Annotated in this window: 9 protein-coding genes, 11 tRNA genes and 4 rRNA genes; all 24 read right to left on the bottom strand. The window is 47.0% G+C overall.

Going from position 1 to position 17589, the window contains the following annotated elements; all coding sequences use genetic code 11:
- Positions 1–43: 43 nt before the first annotated feature.
- Positions 44–119, bottom strand: a tRNA-Ala gene (locus AJGP001_RS00455).
- 8 nt (positions 120–127) lie between these two features.
- Positions 128–204 (bottom strand) — tRNA-Ile (locus tag AJGP001_RS00450).
- Between the two features lie 121 nt (positions 205–325).
- Positions 326–1874, bottom strand: a 16S ribosomal RNA gene (locus AJGP001_RS00445).
- Positions 1875–2109: 235 nt separating this feature from the next.
- A tRNA-Ala gene (locus tag AJGP001_RS00440) sits at positions 2110–2185 on the bottom strand.
- Positions 2186–2191: 6 nt separating this feature from the next.
- Positions 2192–2268: transfer RNA gene (locus tag AJGP001_RS00435), tRNA-Pro, on the bottom strand.
- Positions 2269–2294: 26 nt separating this feature from the next.
- Positions 2295–2371 (bottom strand) — tRNA-Arg (locus AJGP001_RS00430).
- Between the two features lie 31 nt (positions 2372–2402).
- Positions 2403–2491, bottom strand: a tRNA-Leu gene (locus tag AJGP001_RS00425).
- Positions 2492–2520: 29 nt separating this feature from the next.
- A tRNA-Gly gene (locus tag AJGP001_RS00420) sits at positions 2521–2595 on the bottom strand.
- 5 nt (positions 2596–2600) lie between these two features.
- Positions 2601–2685 (bottom strand) — tRNA-Leu (locus AJGP001_RS00415).
- 20 nt (positions 2686–2705) lie between these two features.
- Positions 2706–2781, bottom strand: a tRNA-Lys gene (locus AJGP001_RS00410).
- A gap of 7 nt (positions 2782–2788) precedes the next feature.
- Positions 2789–2864 (bottom strand) — tRNA-Thr (locus AJGP001_RS00405).
- 12 nt (positions 2865–2876) lie between these two features.
- A tRNA-Val gene (locus AJGP001_RS00400) sits at positions 2877–2952 on the bottom strand.
- Positions 2953–2962: 10 nt separating this feature from the next.
- Positions 2963–3078 (bottom strand): 5S ribosomal RNA (gene rrf / locus AJGP001_RS00395).
- A 138-nt stretch (positions 3079–3216) separates the two neighbouring features.
- A 23S ribosomal RNA gene (locus tag AJGP001_RS00390) occupies positions 3217–6149 on the bottom strand.
- A gap of 197 nt (positions 6150–6346) precedes the next feature.
- Positions 6347–7896 (bottom strand): 16S ribosomal RNA (locus tag AJGP001_RS00385).
- Together the 16S, 23S and 5S rRNA genes with 11 tRNA genes alongside form the textbook arrangement of a ribosomal RNA operon.
- A 374-nt stretch (positions 7897–8270) precedes the next feature.
- Complete coding sequence (lysS, locus tag AJGP001_RS00380; protein ID WP_078080008.1) at positions 8271–9755, bottom strand: lysine--tRNA ligase; 1485 nt, start codon at positions 9753–9755, stop codon at positions 8271–8273.
- A 168-nt stretch (positions 9756–9923) separates the two neighbouring features.
- Positions 9924–10424 (bottom strand): 2-amino-4-hydroxy-6-hydroxymethyldihydropteridine diphosphokinase, encoded by a 501-nt coding sequence (gene folK, locus AJGP001_RS00375; RefSeq protein WP_058386763.1) that lies wholly within the window; start codon positions 10422–10424, stop codon positions 9924–9926.
- Entirely contained in the window at positions 10421–10786 is a 366-nt protein-coding gene (gene folB / locus AJGP001_RS00370; RefSeq protein WP_058386764.1) for a dihydroneopterin aldolase, read from the bottom strand. The genes folK and folB overlap by 4 nt, the downstream gene beginning before the upstream one ends.
- Complete coding sequence (gene folP, locus AJGP001_RS00365; protein ID WP_078080006.1) at positions 10786–11598, bottom strand: dihydropteroate synthase; 813 nt, start codon at positions 11596–11598, stop codon at positions 10786–10788. The genes folB and folP overlap by 1 nt, the downstream gene beginning before the upstream one ends.
- A 126-nt stretch (positions 11599–11724) precedes the next feature.
- Positions 11725–12666, bottom strand: a complete 942-nt coding sequence (gene cysK / locus AJGP001_RS00360; protein ID WP_071153238.1) for a cysteine synthase A — start codon at positions 12664–12666, stop codon at positions 11725–11727.
- A 131-nt stretch (positions 12667–12797) separates the two neighbouring features.
- The gene (locus AJGP001_RS00355; RefSeq protein WP_071153237.1) at positions 12798–13739 is read right to left on the bottom strand and encodes a peptidyl-prolyl cis-trans isomerase; all 942 of its coding nucleotides are present in this window, start codon (positions 13737–13739) and stop codon (positions 12798–12800) included.
- Entirely contained in the window at positions 13723–14604 is an 882-nt protein-coding gene (hslO, locus tag AJGP001_RS00350; protein ID WP_058386768.1) for an Hsp33 family molecular chaperone HslO, read from the bottom strand. Before hslO ends, AJGP001_RS00355 begins: the two co-directional genes overlap by 17 nt.
- Before the next feature lie 17 nt (positions 14605–14621).
- Positions 14622–15389, bottom strand: a complete 768-nt coding sequence (locus AJGP001_RS00345) for a type III pantothenate kinase (RefSeq protein ID WP_071153236.1) — start codon at positions 15387–15389, stop codon at positions 14622–14624.
- 115 nt (positions 15390–15504) lie between these two features.
- A complete protein-coding gene (gene ftsH / locus AJGP001_RS00340) occupies positions 15505–17523 on the bottom strand; it encodes an ATP-dependent zinc metalloprotease FtsH (protein WP_071153235.1) in 2019 nt (672 codons plus the stop codon).
- Positions 17524–17589: the final 66 nt, after the last annotated feature.

Below are 17589 nucleotides of genomic sequence, written 5' to 3'. Positions count from 1 at the left end.
AGTTTTCAAAGAACAAAGTCATCATTTCTACTTGCAAAATGATTGGTGGAGCCTAGCGGGATCGAACCGCTGACCTCCTGCGTGCAAGGCAGGCGCTCTCCCAGCTGAGCTAAGGCCCCAAGAAGAATGGTGGGCCTAAATGGACTCGAACCATCGACCTCACGCTTATCAGGCGTGCGCTCTAACCAGCTGAGCTATAGGCCCTCTTGAGTATAATTGTAATACTGATAAAAGATCAATTCAATGTCACCATTGAAAATGAACCTTCAAAACTGAACGCAAAACGTCAACCCCGAGACAAGCTCGGTTCCGAATTTATCCTTAGAAAGGAGGTGATCCAGCCGCACCTTCCGATACGGCTACCTTGTTACGACTTCACCCCAATCATCTGTCCCACCTTCGGCGGCTGGCTCCACAAGGGTTACCTCACCGACTTCGGGTGTTACAAACTCTCGTGGTGTGACGGGCGGTGTGTACAAGGCCCGGGAACGTATTCACCGTGGCATGCTGATCCACGATTACTAGCGATTCCGGCTTCATGCAGGCGAGTTGCAGCCTGCAATCCGAACTGAGAACGGTTTTCTGGGATTGGCTTGCCCTCGCGGGTTGCAGCCCTTTGTACCGTCCATTGTAGCACGTGTGTAGCCCAGGTCATAAGGGGCATGATGATTTGACGTCATCCCCACCTTCCTCCGGTTTGTCACCGGCAGTCACCTTAGAGTGCCCAACTGAATGCTGGCAACTAAGATCAAGGGTTGCGCTCGTTGCGGGACTTAACCCAACATCTCACGACACGAGCTGACGACAACCATGCACCACCTGTCACCACTGTCCCCGAAGGGAAAAGTGTATCTCTACACCGGTCAGTGGGATGTCAAGACCTGGTAAGGTTCTTCGCGTTGCTTCGAATTAAACCACATGCTCCACCGCTTGTGCGGGCCCCCGTCAATTCCTTTGAGTTTCAGCCTTGCGGCCGTACTCCCCAGGCGGAGTGCTTAATGCGTTAGCTGCAGCACTAAGGGGCGGAAACCCCCTAACACTTAGCACTCATCGTTTACGGCGTGGACTACCAGGGTATCTAATCCTGTTTGCTCCCCACGCTTTCGCGCCTCAGCGTCAGTTACAGACCAGAAAGTCGCCTTCGCCACTGGTGTTCCTCCACATCTCTACGCATTTCACCGCTACACATGGAATTCCACTTTCCTCTTCTGCACTCAAGTTCCCCAGTTTCCAATGACCCTCCACGGTTGAGCCGTGGGCTTTCACATCGGACTTAAAGAACCGCCTGCGCGCGCTTTACGCCCAATAATTCCGGACAACGCTTGCCACCTACGTATTACCGCGGCTGCTGGCACGTAGTTAGCCGTGGCTTTCTGGTGAGGTACCGTCAAGGTACCAGTAGTTACTTGGTACTTGTTCTTCCCTCACAACAGAGTTTTACGATCCGAAAACCTTCGTCACTCACGCGGCGTTGCTCCGTCAGACTTTCGTCCATTGCGGAAGATTCCCTACTGCTGCCTCCCGTAGGAGTCTGGGCCGTGTCTCAGTCCCAGTGTGGCCGATCACCCTCTCAGGTCGGCTACGCATCGTCGCCTTGGTAGGCCATTACCCCACCAACTAGCTAATGCGCCGCGGGCCCATCCTGCAGTGACAGCCGAAACCGTCTTTCCGTGCAGCCTCAGGAGAGGCCGCAAACTATTCGGTATTAGCACCGGTTTCCCGGAGTTATCCCGATCTGCAGGGCAGGTTGCCCACGTGTTACTCACCCGTCCGCCGCTAAACAATGGGAGCAAGCTCCCAAAGTTCCGCTCGACTTGCATGTATTAGGCACGCCGCCAGCGTTCGTCCTGAGCCAGGATCAAACTCTCCATTATAGAGTAGTGTTGATTGCTCAATACTGCTGGCGTATCGCCGTCCGAAGACGCACGATTCGCTTTGATCTGCGCAATGCTGATCAGTAAGTTGTCGTCACGAACACCGAGAAGGAAAACAACTTTACTCTGATTGCTATAAGGCAAGCTTCGCAAAAGCCGTTCTCGCACCGAAGTGCTCGTGACGTCTTTCGTTGACGTTTTGCTGTTCAGTTTTCAAGGTTCAAAGTTAAATAATTGGTGGAGCCTAGCGGGATCGAACCGCTGACCTCCTGCGTGCAAGGCAGGCGCTCTCCCAGCTGAGCTAAGGCCCCATTGTTTGGTCGGGAAGACAGGATTCGAACCTGCGACCCCTTGGTCCCAAACCAAGTGCTCTACCAAGCTGAGCTACTTCCCGAACTTGAGTTGCTGAGTATAAAAATATGGTGCGCCCGAGAGGACTCGAACCTCTAACCGCTTGATTCGTAGTCAAGTACTCTATCCAATTGAGCTACGGGCGCATATGATGCTATTCACTATTTCGTGAAAAGATGGTGCCGAGGACCGGAATCGAACCGGTACGGTAGTCACCTACCGCAGGATTTTAAGTCCTGTGCGTCTGCCAGTTCCGCCACCCCGGCTAAGGGTCGGTATCACGTGCAAATAAATATGGAGCGGAAGACGAGGTTCGAACTCGCGACCTCCACCTTGGCAAGGTGGCGTTCTACCACTGAACTACTTCCGCAAAAATGGTGCGGGTGAAGGGAGTCGAACCCCCACGCCCGAAGGCGCTAGATCCTAAGTCTAGTGCGTCTGCCAGTTCCGCCACACCCGCGTGGCAATATAAAATTAAAATGGTGAGCCATGAAGGATTCGAACCTTCGACCCTCTGATTAAAAGTCAGATGCTCTACCAGCTGAGCTAATGGCTCGAAAAAGTGGTGCCGGAGAAAGGAGTCGAACCCTCGACCTACTGATTACAAGTCAGTTGCTCTACCAACTGAGCTACTCCGGCAAAAGAAATAAATGGTGGAGGATGACGGGATCGAACCGCCGACCCTCTGCTTGTAAGGCAGATGCTCTCCCAGCTGAGCTAATCCTCCGATATATATTGCCCAGCGACGTCCTACTCTCACAGGGGGAAACCCCCAACTACCATCGGCGCAAAAGAGCTTAACTGCCGTGTTCGGGATGGGAACGGGTGTGGCCTCTTTGCCATCATCACTGGACTATTTGGTTTTGAAAGACAAGATTTATTATACCAGTAGTACTGGTTTTTTCAAGCTTTTTTCACAAAAACTTGGGCTTATTCTTTCAAAACTGGATAAACGACAGGTGAAACAAGCAAGTTTTTCGCATACAGTGTGTTGGTTAAGTCCTCGATCGATTAGTATTCGTCAGCTGCACGTATCGCTACGCTTCCACCTCGAACCTATCTACCTCATCGTCTTTGAGGGATCTTACTTGCTTGCGCAATGGGAAATCTCATCTTGAGGGGGGCTTCGTGCTTAGATGCTTTCAGCACTTATCCCGGCCACACATAGCTACCCAGCGATGCCCTTGGCAGAACAACTGGTACACCAGCGGTGTGTCCATCCCGGTCCTCTCGTACTAAGGACAGCTCCTCTCAAATTTCCTGCGCCCGCGACGGATAGGGACCGAACTGTCTCACGACGTTCTGAACCCAGCTCGCGTACCGCTTTAATGGGCGAACAGCCCAACCCTTGGGACCGACTACAGCCCCAGGATGCGATGAGCCGACATCGAGGTGCCAAACCTCCCCGTCGATGTGGACTCTTGGGGGAGATAAGCCTGTTATCCCCGGGGTAGCTTTTATCCGTTGAGCGATGGCCCTTCCATGCGGAACCACCGGATCACTAAGCCCGTCTTTCGACCCTGCTCGACCTGTACGTCTCGCAGTCAAGCTCCCTTCTGCCTTTACACTCTACGAATGATTTCCAACCATTCTGAGGGAACCTTTGGGCGCCTCCGTTACTCTTTAGGAGGCGACCGCCCCAGTCAAACTGCCCGCCTGACACTGTCTCCCAAGCCGATCAGGCTTGTGGGTTAGAATTTCAATACAACCAGGGTAGTATCCCACTGACGCCTCCTCCGAAGCTAGCGCTCCGGAATCTCAGGCTCCTACCTATCCTGTACAAGTTGCACCAAAATTCAATATCAGGCTACAGTAAAGCTCCACGGGGTCTTTCCGTCCTGTCGCGGGTAACCTGCATCTTCACAGGTACTATAATTTCACCGAGTCTCTCGTTGAGACAGTGCCCAGATCGTTACGCCTTTCGTGCGGGTCGGAACTTACCCGACAAGGAATTTCGCTACCTTAGGACCGTTATAGTTACGGCCGCCGTTTACTGGGGCTTCAATTCGCACCTTCGCTTGCGCTAAGCACTCCTCTTAACCTTCCAGCACCGGGCAGGCGTCAGCCCCTATACGTCACCTTACGGTTTTGCAGAGACCTGTGTTTTTGCTAAACAGTCGCCTGGGCCTATTCACTGCGGCTCTCTCGGGCTATTCACCCTACCAGAGCACCCCTTCTCCCGAAGTTACGGGGTCATTTTGCCGAGTTCCTTAACGAGAGTTCACTCGCTCACCTTAGAATTCTCTTCTCGCCTACCTGTGTCGGTTTGCGGTACGGGCACCTCCCGCCTCGCTAGAGGCTTTTCTTGGCAGTGTGAAATCAGGGACTCAAGGGTAAACCCTCTTGCCATCACAGCTCAACGTATTAGAAATGGGATTTGCCTCATTTCACGCCTCACTGCTTGGACGTGCACAACCAACGGCACGCTCTCCTTATCCTTCTGCGTCCCCCCATTGCTCAAACGGCGGGGAGGTGGTACAGGAATATCAACCTGTTGTCCATCGTCTACGCCTATCGGCCTCGACTTAGGTCCCGACTAACCCTGAGCGGACGAGCCTTCCTCAGGAAACCTTAGGCATTCGGTGGACGGGATTCTCACCCGTCTTTCGTTACTCATACCGGCATTCTCACTTCTAAGCGCTCCACCAGTCCTTCCGGTCTGACTTCAACGCCCTTAGAACGCTCTCCTACCACGGATCTCTAACGAGATCCATCCACAGCTTCGGTAATCCGTTTAGCCCCGGTACATTTTCGGCGCAGTGTCACTCGACCAGTGAGCTATTACGCACTCTTTAAATGATGGCTGCTTCTAAGCCAACATCCTGGTTGTCTAAGCAACGCCACATCCTTTTCCACTTAACGGATATTTGGGGACCTTAGCTGGTGGTCTGGGCTGTTTCCCTCTTGACTACGGATCTTATCACTCGCAGTCTGACTCCCAAGCATAAATCACTGGCATTCGGAGTTTGTCTGAATTCGGTAACCCGGGATGGGCCCCTAGTCCAAACAGTGCTCTACCTCCAGGATTCTCAATCTTGAGGCTAGCCCTAAAGCTATTTCGGAGAGAACCAGCTATCTCCAGGTTCGATTGGAATTTCTCCGCTACCCACACCTCATCCCCGCACTTTTCAACGTGCGTGGGTTCGGGCCTCCAGTAAGTGTTACCTTACCTTCACCCTGGACATGGGTAGATCACCTGGTTTCGGGTCTACAACTGCATACTCTGTCGCCCTATTCAGACTCGCTTTCGCTGCGGCTCCGCCTTCTCAGCTTAACCTTGCATGCAATCGTAACTCGCCGGTTCATTCTACAAAAGGCACGCCATCACCCATTAACGGGCTTTGACTACTTGTAGGCACACGGTTTCAGGATCTATTTCACTCCCCTTCCGGGGTGCTTTTCACCTTTCCCTCACGGTACTGGTTCACTATCGGTCACTAGGAAGTATTTAGCCTTGGGAGATGGTCCTCCCAGATTCCGACGGAATTTCACGTGTTCCGCCGTACTCAGGATCCACTCTGGAGGGATAGGGTTTTCGGCTACGGGGCTGTTACCCGCTGCGGCGGACCGTTCCAGGTCGCTTCGCCTAATCCTATCTTTTGTAACTCCGTATAGAGTGTCCTACAACCCCAAGAGGCAAGCCTCTTGGTTTGGGCTGATCCCGTTTCGCTCGCCGCTACTCAGGGAATCGCATTTGCTTTCTCTTCCTCCAGGTACTTAGATGTTTCAGTTCCCTGGGTCTGCCTTCTCATGTGCTATAGATTCACACATGGATACTACCCGATTAAAGGCAGTGGGTTCCCCCATTCGGAAATCTCCGGATCACAGCTCACTTACAGCTCCCCGAAGCATATCGGTGTTAGTGCCGTCCTTCTTCGGCTCCTAGTGCCAAGGCATCCACCGTGCGCCCTTTCTAACTTAACCACTGGTTAATTAAAAAGTTGTGACGAAATCGTCACGCGTACTTGAATTACTTGCTTTGTTTCAATGTCGTTTTATCCAGTTTTCAAAGAACAAGGTTGAAAGTCACAAAAAAAGGCGTTGCCGCCTGAAGGTGAACCTTCAAAACTGAACGCAAAACGTCAACCCCGAGACAAGCTCGGTTCCGAATTTATCCTTAGAAAGGAGGTGATCCAGCCGCACCTTCCGATACGGCTACCTTGTTACGACTTCACCCCAATCATCTGTCCCACCTTCGGCGGCTGGCTCCACAAGGGTTACCTCACCGACTTCGGGTGTTACAAACTCTCGTGGTGTGACGGGCGGTGTGTACAAGGCCCGGGAACGTATTCACCGTGGCATGCTGATCCACGATTACTAGCGATTCCGGCTTCATGCAGGCGAGTTGCAGCCTGCAATCCGAACTGAGAACGGTTTTCTGGGATTGGCTTGCCCTCGCGGGGTTGCAGCCCTTTGTACCGTCCATTGTAGCACGTGTGTAGCCCAGGTCATAAGGGGCATGATGATTTGACGTCATCCCCACCTTCCTCCGGTTTGTCACCGGCAGTCACCTTAGAGTGCCCAACTGAATGCTGGCAACTAAGATCAAGGGTTGCGCTCGTTGCGGGACTTAACCCAACATCTCACGACACGAGCTGACGACAACCATGCACCACCTGTCACCACTGTCCCCGAAGGGAAAAGCGTATCTCTACACCGGTCAGTGGGATGTCAAGACCTGGTAAGGTTCTTCGCGTTGCTTCGAATTAAACCACATGCTCCACCGCTTGTGCGGGCCCCCGTCAATTCCTTTGAGTTTCAGCCTTGCGGCCGTACTCCCCAGGCGGAGTGCTTAATGCGTTAGCTGCAGCACTAAGGGGCGGAAACCCCCTAACACTTAGCACTCATCGTTTACGGCGTGGACTACCAGGGTATCTAATCCTGTTTGCTCCCCACGCTTTCGCGCCTCAGCGTCAGTTACAGACCAGAAAGTCGCCTTCGCCACTGGTGTTCCTCCACATCTCTACGCATTTCACCGCTACACATGGAATTCCACTTTCCTCTTCTGCACTCAAGTTCCCCAGTTTCCAATGACCCTCCACGGTTGAGCCGTGGGCTTTCACATCGGACTTAAAGAACCGCCTGCGCGCGCTTTACGCCCAATAATTCCGGACAACGCTTGCCACCTACGTATTACCGCGGCTGCTGGCACGTAGTTAGCCGTGGCTTTCTGGTGAGGTACCGTCAAGGTACCAGTAGTTACTTGGTACTTGTTCTTCCCTCACAACAGAGTTTTACGATCCGAAAACCTTCGTCACTCACGCGGCGTTGCTCCGTCAGACTTTCGTCCATTGCGGAAGATTCCCTACTGCTGCCTCCCGTAGGAGTCTGGGCCGTGTCTCAGTCCCAGTGTGGCCGATCACCCTCTCAGGTCGGCTACGCATCGTCGCCTTGGTAGGCCATTACCCCACCAACTAGCTAATGCGCCGCGGGCCCATCCTGCAGTGACAGCCGAAACCGTCTTTCCGTGCAGCCTCAGGAGAGGCCGCAAACTATTCGGTATTAGCACCGGTTTCCCGGAGTTATCCCGATCTGCAGGGCAGGTTGCCCACGTGTTACTCACCCGTCCGCCGCTAAACAATGGGAGCAAGCTCCCAAAGTTCCGCTCGACTTGCATGTATTAGGCACGCCGCCAGCGTTCGTCCTGAGCCAGGATCAAACTCTCCATTATAGAGTAGTGTTGATTGCTCAATACTGCTGGCGTATCGCCGTCCGAAGACGCACGATTCGCTTTGATCTGCGCAATGCTGATCAGTAAGTTTTGCGCGGGCCGTTTTGCGCGACCGTTGCTATTTGTTGACGTTTTGCTGTTCAGTTTTCAAGGTTCAAGTTGTTCGCCGTTTCTGTAATGGCGACTTTTCAATATTACCAACTTCTCATTCAGAAGTCAACAACTTTTTTGTTAATGTTTTCTTCGCATCTTTTATTATGAAAAACGCGACAAGAAATAGTATAGCATCGTTTCAGAATAGATACAAGTACTTTTTTAAAAAATCACCGATCTAAAGGTTAAACCCCTTTAAACCGGCTTTTTGAAACACCCTCTTATTCTTTAGGTCGCATTTGAGGGAATAATAACACGTCTCGAATAGATGAAGAATTCGTCAACAACATGATTAAACGGTCAATACCAATTCCCAATCCACCAGTTGGCGGCAATCCGTATTCTAGTGCCTCAATAAAATCCTCATCCATTTCATGAGCTTCATCGTTTCCTTCTGACTTCTCAATCAATTGCGCCTCAAAACGTTGACGTTGATCGATAGGATCATTCAATTCTGTAAAAGCATTCGCGTGCTCACGTCGTACGATGAACAATTCAAAGCGATCAGTGAAACGTTCATCTTCAGGATTCTTTTTAGCTAAAGGCGAAATTTCAACAGGATGTCCGTAAACAAAGGTTGGTTGAACCAATTGCTCTTCTACTTTTTGCTCAAAAAACTCATTTAAGATATGCCCTACTTCCATTGTAGGTTTAACATCAATGCTATGTTCTTTCGCTAAAGATTGAGCTTCTTCTTTCGTCATCTGTTTCCAGAAATCAACACCTGTGTATTCTTTCACTGCATCAGCCATGTGTAGTCGTTTCCAGCCCACCGCTAAGTCAATTTCATCTTCTCCATATTGTACCGTAGTTGTTCCAAGCACTTCTTGGGCAATATGCGCAACTAAATTTTCAGTAAGAGCCATAATGTCATTATAATCTGCATAAGCTTCATATAGTTCCAGCATCGTAAATTCCGGGTTATGACGAGTTGATATTCCTTCGTTACGGAAAACACGACCAATTTCATATACTTTCTCTAAACCACCAACAATTAATCGCTTTAGATGAAGTTCAATTGCAATGCGGATATACAATTCCATATCCAACGCATTGTGATGAGTTACGAATGGTTTTGCAGCCGCTCCTCCTGCGATTGAATGAAGCATAGGCGTTTCCACTTCTAAAAATCCTGCGTTATCTAAATAGCGGCGCATAGATTGAATGATGCGGCTACGAAGGATAAAGGTCTCTTTGCTAGATTCGCTTGTCAGCAAATCCAAATAACGTTGACGGTAACGTTGCTCTATATCTTTTAAGCCATGGAATTTTTCAGGTAAAGGACGTAATGCCTTTGTAAGGAATTCCACTTCTTTTGCTTTAATAGAGAGTTCTCCTACATTTGTTTTAAATACAACCCCTTTAATCCCTAGGATATCTCCTAGATCAACTGTATTGTAAAACTCGTAAGCTTCTTCGCCAATAGCATCTTTACGAACGTAAATTTGAATTTGGCCTTTTAAGTCTTGAATATGGGCAAATCCAGCTTTCCCTTTTCCACGCTTGGTCATAACTCGTCCGGCAATAACTACTTCGTACGATGCTTCTTCTAACTCTTCTTTAGAAAGCTCTCCATATTGCTCAATGATTTCTTGCGACAAGTGCGTCCGTTCGAATCGTCCACCGAATGGATCCATTCCGTTGTCTCGGAAGTTCTGCATTTTTTGACGTCTAACTACCAATTGATCGTTTAATTCTTCTGACATGCCCTACACTCCTTTATCTGTTTAACACTAAATCTCATTCATGTATTTCTCTATTGTACACAATTTCTTACCATACTACATAAAAAAGCTGCCACGAATTTGTGGCAACTTCTATACTGTGTTGCGAAAAGCTTTTGAGTCCACCAATTCTTCCGAACGGAATTTCTGTTACAACTCCATTCGTACGTCTTGCAAAAACATTTCAATGTCTTTATAGGACTTCCATAAACGAACACCGTCTACTTCGAAATTATCTTCCACTTTAAATTCCTGGTTTATTTCGAGTAGTGGCACGATAACGAAAGCCCGTTCATCCATTCGCGGATGTGGAACAATAAGTCTGTCATTTTTTATATTATCTTGATTATACAATAAAATATCAAGATCTATTGTCCGTGGCCCCCACCTAATAAGGCGCTTACGATTTAAATTTTGTTCAATCTTCTGGCAAACATCCAATAATTTGACTGCATTTAATTCCGTTTCGAGTTGGACGACCATATTTAAGAAAGGCTCTTGCTCTTTATATCCCACAGGATCTGTTTCATACAGAGAAGAAATGCGCGTAACTGTAATGGACGGGAATGTTGAAAGTTGCAAGACAGCTTGCCTTAACATTTCGAAACGGTCACCCATATTTGAGCCGAGTGATAAATAACTTTGGTTCATGCGAACTTTCCTCGCGTTAAGTCAATGGCCACGGATTTATAGTGACCGGGAATCGGTGGATCTGGTTTGATTAGTTGTACACGAACGCCTTGCACTAAAGGAAAATCTGTTAGAATTCGGCTAGCTACACTTTCCGCTACAGCTTCCACCAATTTCTTGGGCTCTCCTTCGACAATTGAACGGCAAGCTTCATAGACTTCTCCGTAATGCACTGTATGTTCTAGAGCGTCAGTCTCTCCAGCTTGCTGAAGGTCCACTGCCAATGAAACCGTCATACGAAATCGTTGACCTAATTTTGTTTCTTCAGGAAATACACCGTGGTAACCATAAAATTCCATATCGTTTACGTGAATAAAATCCATTATTTCTCCTCCTTATATGGGCGCTTGCCCGTTAACGCGTCCATCATTCGAACTGTACGCACCGTTTCTTTTACATCGTGCACACGAACCACGTGACATCCGTGACTTATGCCACAACAAATCGTTGCGAGCGAACCTTCTAAGCGTTCTTCAACAGTGGTGTCTAGAATTTTTCCAATGAATGACTTTCTTGAGGTACCCAGAAGAATGGGATAACCCAATTCCACCATTTGCTCAACCAACTGAATCGCTTGGAGGTTTTGCGTTACTGTTTTAGCAAAACCAACACCTGGATCGAGCCAAATATGCTCTTTACGCACGCCGGCAGCTAAAGCAATTTCAATACTTTCACTTAAATCCTGCATCATGTCTTCTCGGAAATTCGAATAGGACGCATGATGTCGGTTATGCATAAGGATCATAGGGACGTTCCATTTAGCAGCCACACTCGCAATTAACGGATCAAACTTCGCCCCCCAAATATCATTTATAATATGGGCTCCAGCAGCAATAGCCGCATCCGCTACACGCGATTTATACGTATCGACAGAGATCAATACATCAAAATGTTCTCGTAAAGCTTTGATGACTGGCACAATCCGCTCAATTTCTTCTTGATCTGAAATCCGGACATGGCCCGGGCGTGTAGATTCACCCCCTACATCAATAATATCCACACCCTCTTCTACCATCTGTTTAGCGTGACTTAATGCCTGTTCGACACCCGCGTACTTACCACCATCAGAAAAAGAATCTGGTGTGACATTTAATATACCCATGACGAGCGTTTTATTCGTAAAATTGATTTTCATAAACGTTCACGTCCAAACTTGGAAGATGTATTGCTTCTTGAAAATGCAAGCACGCCTTCATTTTACCTCAATTGATCAGTTTTTTCCCATAAAAAAAGAGCAGCATGGGTCTGCTCTTTTTATCTTTTAATTTGATTCGTCGAATTGATACAGCGGTGTACTTAAGTAGCGTTCTCCATTAGACGGAATAATCGCCAACACTTTTTTGCCTTTACCCAATCGCTTAGCAACTTGAAGTGCAGCGTAGATGGCAGCACCCGAAGATACCCCTCCGAGAATGCCTTCTTCACGCGCTGCTTGACGAGCTGTTGCATATGATTGATCGTTGGTTACTTGGATAATTTCATCATAGACTTTGGTGTTTAGCACAGATGGTATGAAGCCAGCTCCAATACCTTGAATTTTATGTGGTCCTGGCTTACCACCTGACAAAACTGCAGAATCCGTAGGTTCTACTGCCACTATACTTATTTTAGGATATTTTTCTTTTAACACTTGGCCTGCGCCCGTAATCGTACCACCTGTCCCAATCCCTGCAATGAAAGCATCCAATTGATCGCCCATCGTTTCAACGATTTCAGGACCCGTCGTTAACCGGTGCACTTCCGGATTTGCTTCATTATTGAATTGTTGCGGCATATACCATCCGTGTTCAGCTGCATTTTTTTCAGCTGTTTTAATCGCACCATTTGGACCGTTCATACCATCTGGACCTGGTGTTAAAATCAAGTCTGCTCCGTAGGCACGCAATAAATTACGGCGCTCCATACTCATTGTCTCCGGCATCACTAACACAGATTTATAACCTTTCGCTGCCGCGATCATCGCTAAGCCAATTCCGGTGTTGCCACTTGTCGGTTCAATGATGGTATCACCTTCTTTTAACTCACCGGACTTCTCAGCCGCTTCAATCATTGCAAGCGCTATACGATCTTTAACACTGCTACCAGGATTGAAGTATTCTAATTTCAAATAAACATCAGCATCTTCAGGACCCGTTAAGCGATTTAATTTTACGATTGGTGTTTGCCCAATCAAGTCGGTAATTGAATTTCCCACTCTCGCCATCTCCAACACTCCTAATCCCTAGTAAATTTGTCGACTTTAATAAAGTTAATGTTAGCAATACTGTAGACACTTTGTCAAACTTCGTGAATTCATAAAAAAAGACGTTTCATCACGAAACGTCTAGTGAAAATCTATTCTCCGTAAAACCAAGTAGCATCAAACTCTTGCCAAAAAGCTTCTGGTGATACTGATTGCGGCAATTGCTCAAGCGCTAGCTCACGGCTAATATGACCTGCCACATCCTCATAAGAAAACGTTTGGCCATCTACTTTTTCTGTAACAGAAATAATGGCTGTTTTGCCATTTTCAAGCGCCAGCGGAGATGACCATCCACCTACCTCTACTTTTGTAACCGCTTTGGCAATATTGGCATCTATCCCCGGTTCGCCATTAGAAATATAACCAATGTCGCCACCAAGGTTTCCAGTCGCACTGTCGATGGAACGTTCACGAGCAGTCGCTTCAAATGAAGAGCCTTTTTCGAGCTCTGCAATGGTTTCTTCCGCCTCTGCTGATGAATTTAAGACAATCATTTGCGTACGGTATGAATTTTTAACATCATAAAGTGATTGATTATCGTCGTAAAACGCCTTGATTTCATCATCTTCAATAACGACGTCTTTTGTCAGCACTTTTTCTAAAATCAATTGCGCTTTTATTTTTTCGCGTTGACGCGTTTCGTCTGTTGCATACAACGCTGTTTCTGTACCGTCTTGTGATGATCGAAGAAGCGCCAATTCCAAGTCAATTTCTTTATCACTTACTTCAATTCCATAATCCTTAGCTGCTGTTGCCATGACTTTTTCATTGACCAACTCGAGTAACGCTTCGCGACCATGCTGTTCTTCCATAGAAGCCAGCCATTGCTCACGTGTAACAGCTTGTCCGTTAACTGAAGCGACTTCTTCGACCTTTCCGGTACCATTTGGAATTAACCAAGCAATAAACCACAAAAAATTGGCTAATAGCAAGATCCCTATGATCATCAGTACCGGCTTGGTTTTTAAATGTCTTTTCGGCTTCGCTGTATCTGCCGGTGATACAGGTCGACGGTTATTATAATTGGAGCTCATTAATAAACGACTCAAGTTCCTCTTTGGAATAATGATACGTTTCTAAACAGAAATGGCATTGTGCTTCTGCCATTCCGTCTTCATCGATCATGTCTTGGATTTCCTTTTTCCCAAGCCCTAGAATAGCTGTTGCGAAACGATCTTTGGAACAATTGCAGTCGAAATGTACCGGCATTTTATCAAGAATTTGAACATTTCCTTCTCCAAGAACCGCTTCAAGAATTTCTTCTGGTGATAAGCCGCGCTGAATCATATGCGACACAGGCTCGATACCGGCCAAGTGTTCTTCGATTTGCGTGATTGTTTCATCGTCAACATTTGGCATCAATTGAATAACAAATCCACCCGCCGCCAAAATTGAGTTGTCTGTATCTACCAATACACCCAGCCCAACTGACGAAGGTACTTGTTCAGATGTAGCAAAATAATAAGTGAAATCTTCTGCAATTTCTCCCGAAACAATTGGCGTTTGACCTGTAAAATTATCGCGCATTCCCAAATCTTTCACGACTGACATCATGCCGGTTGTACCAACTGCACGACTAACATCCAATTTCCCTTGTGCGTTTAAATCGAAATGAGTTTGCGGGTTAGAGACATATCCACGAACGCCACCTTTGGCATTGCTATCGACTAGCAACGCGCCAACTGGTCCGCCACCTTCAATTTTGATGGTTACTTTATCGTCACCTTTCAACATAGCCCCTAGCATAACGCCACCTGTCATGGCACGTCCTAATGCCGCTGACGCGGTTGGCCACATCATGTGACGACGCTGCGCTTCTCCTACTGTTTTCGTACTATCTACCGCAAATGCACGGACGCTCCCATTAAAACCGAGGCCGCGAACTAAATAATCTGACACATTTATCGTCCCTTTCTTTACGCTTGGTTGCGTTTGTAAATTAAATACAGTCCTCTTACTGTTAAAAAAGGATCTACATAGTCGATGACTGTTGTTTCGTTAGCAATTAAAGAAGCCATACCACCCGTCGCAATCACTATCGGCTTTTCTTTGCTGTGCTTTTTCATTCGCGTCACGATTCCTTCTACTTGACCTACGTAACCGTAGACAATACCAGCTTGCATAGCGGAAATGGTATTTCTGCCTACTACATGATCTGGAGTAGCGATTTCAATCCGCGGCAATTTAGAGGCACGAGCATATAGCGCCTCTGTTGAAATGTTAATGCCAGGTGCAATGGCACCTCCCATATACTGCTGCTTTTCATCAATATAACAGAAGGTGTTGGCCGTACCAAAGTCCACAACAATTAACGGACCACCATATTCGTGAATGGCGGCTACCGCGTTGACAATCCGGTCGGCACCGACTTCACGAGGATTGTCATACTTAATATTGAGACCTGTTTTGACACCGGGTCCAACAATCATCGGCGTTACTCGAAAATATTTTTGACACATACGCTCTAACATAGACATAATCGGTGGCACAACAGAAGACATAATAATACCATTTATTGATGAAAACGTTAATCCTGCTTCATCTAGAAATGCTTTGATTTGCATTCCGTATTCATCTTCTGTTTTGTGGCGAAGAGTTGCCATACGCCAATGGTGCAATAGCTGATCCTGGTCGTAAACGCCCAGAACAATCGTTGTATTTCCAGCATCTAATACGAGTATCATCATTTACCCTCACTTGTTGACGAATTTCCAAAACATCATACCATAATTTAAAGAAAGCAAAAAGCTGATTGCCTGTCCCCTCAAAAGGGAATGGGCAACCAGCTTGTTGTTTTTGTTATTTACGTTCTTCTTGAATCGAATCTCTTACAGGAGCCGCTTCGCCTTCTGCAGATGGTAAATCTCCTGCTGAAGGATCAGACGGAGCACCTACAGCTTCCGAAACGTCACTGTCTTTAGTCAAATCGGGTTTGCTGTCGTCTCCGAAATCACCGTTTAATGTTTCGTAATCACGTTCAGGAAGTGTACCGTGATCTTTCAAATGCAAAATCTGACCTGCATCTAAAGTTTCCACTTCAAGCAATGTAGTCGCAATCAATTCAAGAAGTTCTTTCTTTTCAGTCAGAATTTCTTTTGTACGAATATATTGCTCCTTGATGATTCGTTGCATTTCCTGATCGATTTCAAAGGCAATGGCATCTGAATAATTTTGTTCAGAGTTAAAGTCACGCCCTAAGAATACGTTACCGCCTTGTGCTGTACCGAATTGAACTGGACCAATCTTGTCACTCATTCCGTATTCCGTTACCATGCTGCGGGCAATTGCCGTCGCACGTTGGAAATCGTTATGAGCGCCGGTAGATACTTCACCGAACATGATGTCTTCAGCTACACGTCCGCCTAGTAAACCGGAAATCTTATCAAGCAGTTCAGGTTTTGTCATAAAGTAACGATCTTCTTTTGGTAGCATGACCGCATAGCCGCCAGCTTGCCCACGGGGAACGATGGTTACTTTATGGACTGTTTCAGCATCATCAAGCGTTAATCCGATAACGGTATGACCTGCTTCGTGGAATGCCACGATATTGCGTTCTTTTTTCGAAATGACACGATTTTTCTTAGCAGGACCCGCAATAACACGGTCAGATGCTTCGTCAAGATCGGACATATCAATTTTAAGTTTATTGCGACGAGCTGCAACGAGTGCTGCTTCGTTCAATAAATTCTCTAAATCCGCACCTGAGAATCCAGGAGTACGTTGAGCGATTGCTTTTAAATCAACGTTTTCTTCAAGCGGTTTGTTGCGCGCATGTACTTTAAGAACTTCTTCGCGACCTTTAACATCTGGACGACCTACAGTAATCTGACGGTCAAAACGACCTGGACGAAGTAGAGCCGGATCCAAAATGTCTGGACGGTTCGTTGCAGCAACAATAATGACGCCTTCGTTTACACCAAAGCCATCCATCTCTACCAATAACTGGTTCAATGTTTGTTCACGTTCATCATGTCCACCACCGAGGCCAGCGCCACGTTGACGTCCAACTGCGTCAATTTCATCGATGAAAATAATACAAGGTGCATTTTTCTTCGCGTTTTCAAATAAATCACGAACTCGAGAAGCTCCGACACCAACGAACATCTCAACAAAATCTGAACCACTGATAGAGAAGAAAGGAACACCTGATTCTCCAGCAACAGCACGTGCCAACAAGGTTTTACCAGTACCCGGAGGTCCAACAAGCAAAATCCCTTTTGGAATGCGAGCGCCGATGTCAGCAAATCTACGCGGATCTTTCAAGAAGTCAACAACTTCGACAAGTTCTTGTTTTTCTTCATCTGCGCCTGCTACATCATTAAAACGAACTTTTTGTTTCTGATCATCATATAACTTCGCTTTGCTTTTACCAAAGTTCATCACACGGCCGCCTCCGCCACCTTGTGATTGGTTAAGTAAGAAGAAGAAAAGAATAAAGATGATAATGAACGGGATGATACCTGTGAAAAATGAAACCCAACCACTGGTTTGTGGAGCTTTCACATATTCAACTTCAACACCGTCTTGCGTTTTTGCAACCGCATCAATTTCAGCAGTCAACGCTTCATTTTCTAGCGGAATATTCGTAACAAACGACTGACCGTCTTCATATCCAGTCATCTTCCCTGTCACTTCATAGACCATTGCATCTGGCTGAATTTTGACTTCTTCAATTTTGCCATCTTCAAGTGCTTCCAAAAATTCGTTATATCCTATATTTTCAGTCGGCTGGTTGCTATTGTTGAAAGTACCCAGAATCCCGATAATAACTAGGAAAATCAGTAAATAAAATATGGTGTATCGAAATATCCGATTCATCCCGCGCCTCCTCATAAAGTTTCCCTAAAACTATACTAAATACTACCATAGGAACATTTCAGCATA

It is taken from the genome of Planococcus faecalis, assembly GCF_002009235.1.
GTDB lineage: Bacteria > Bacillota > Bacilli > Bacillales_A > Planococcaceae > Planococcus > Planococcus kocurii.
This window is presented reverse-complemented; position numbering and strand designations above follow the sequence as displayed.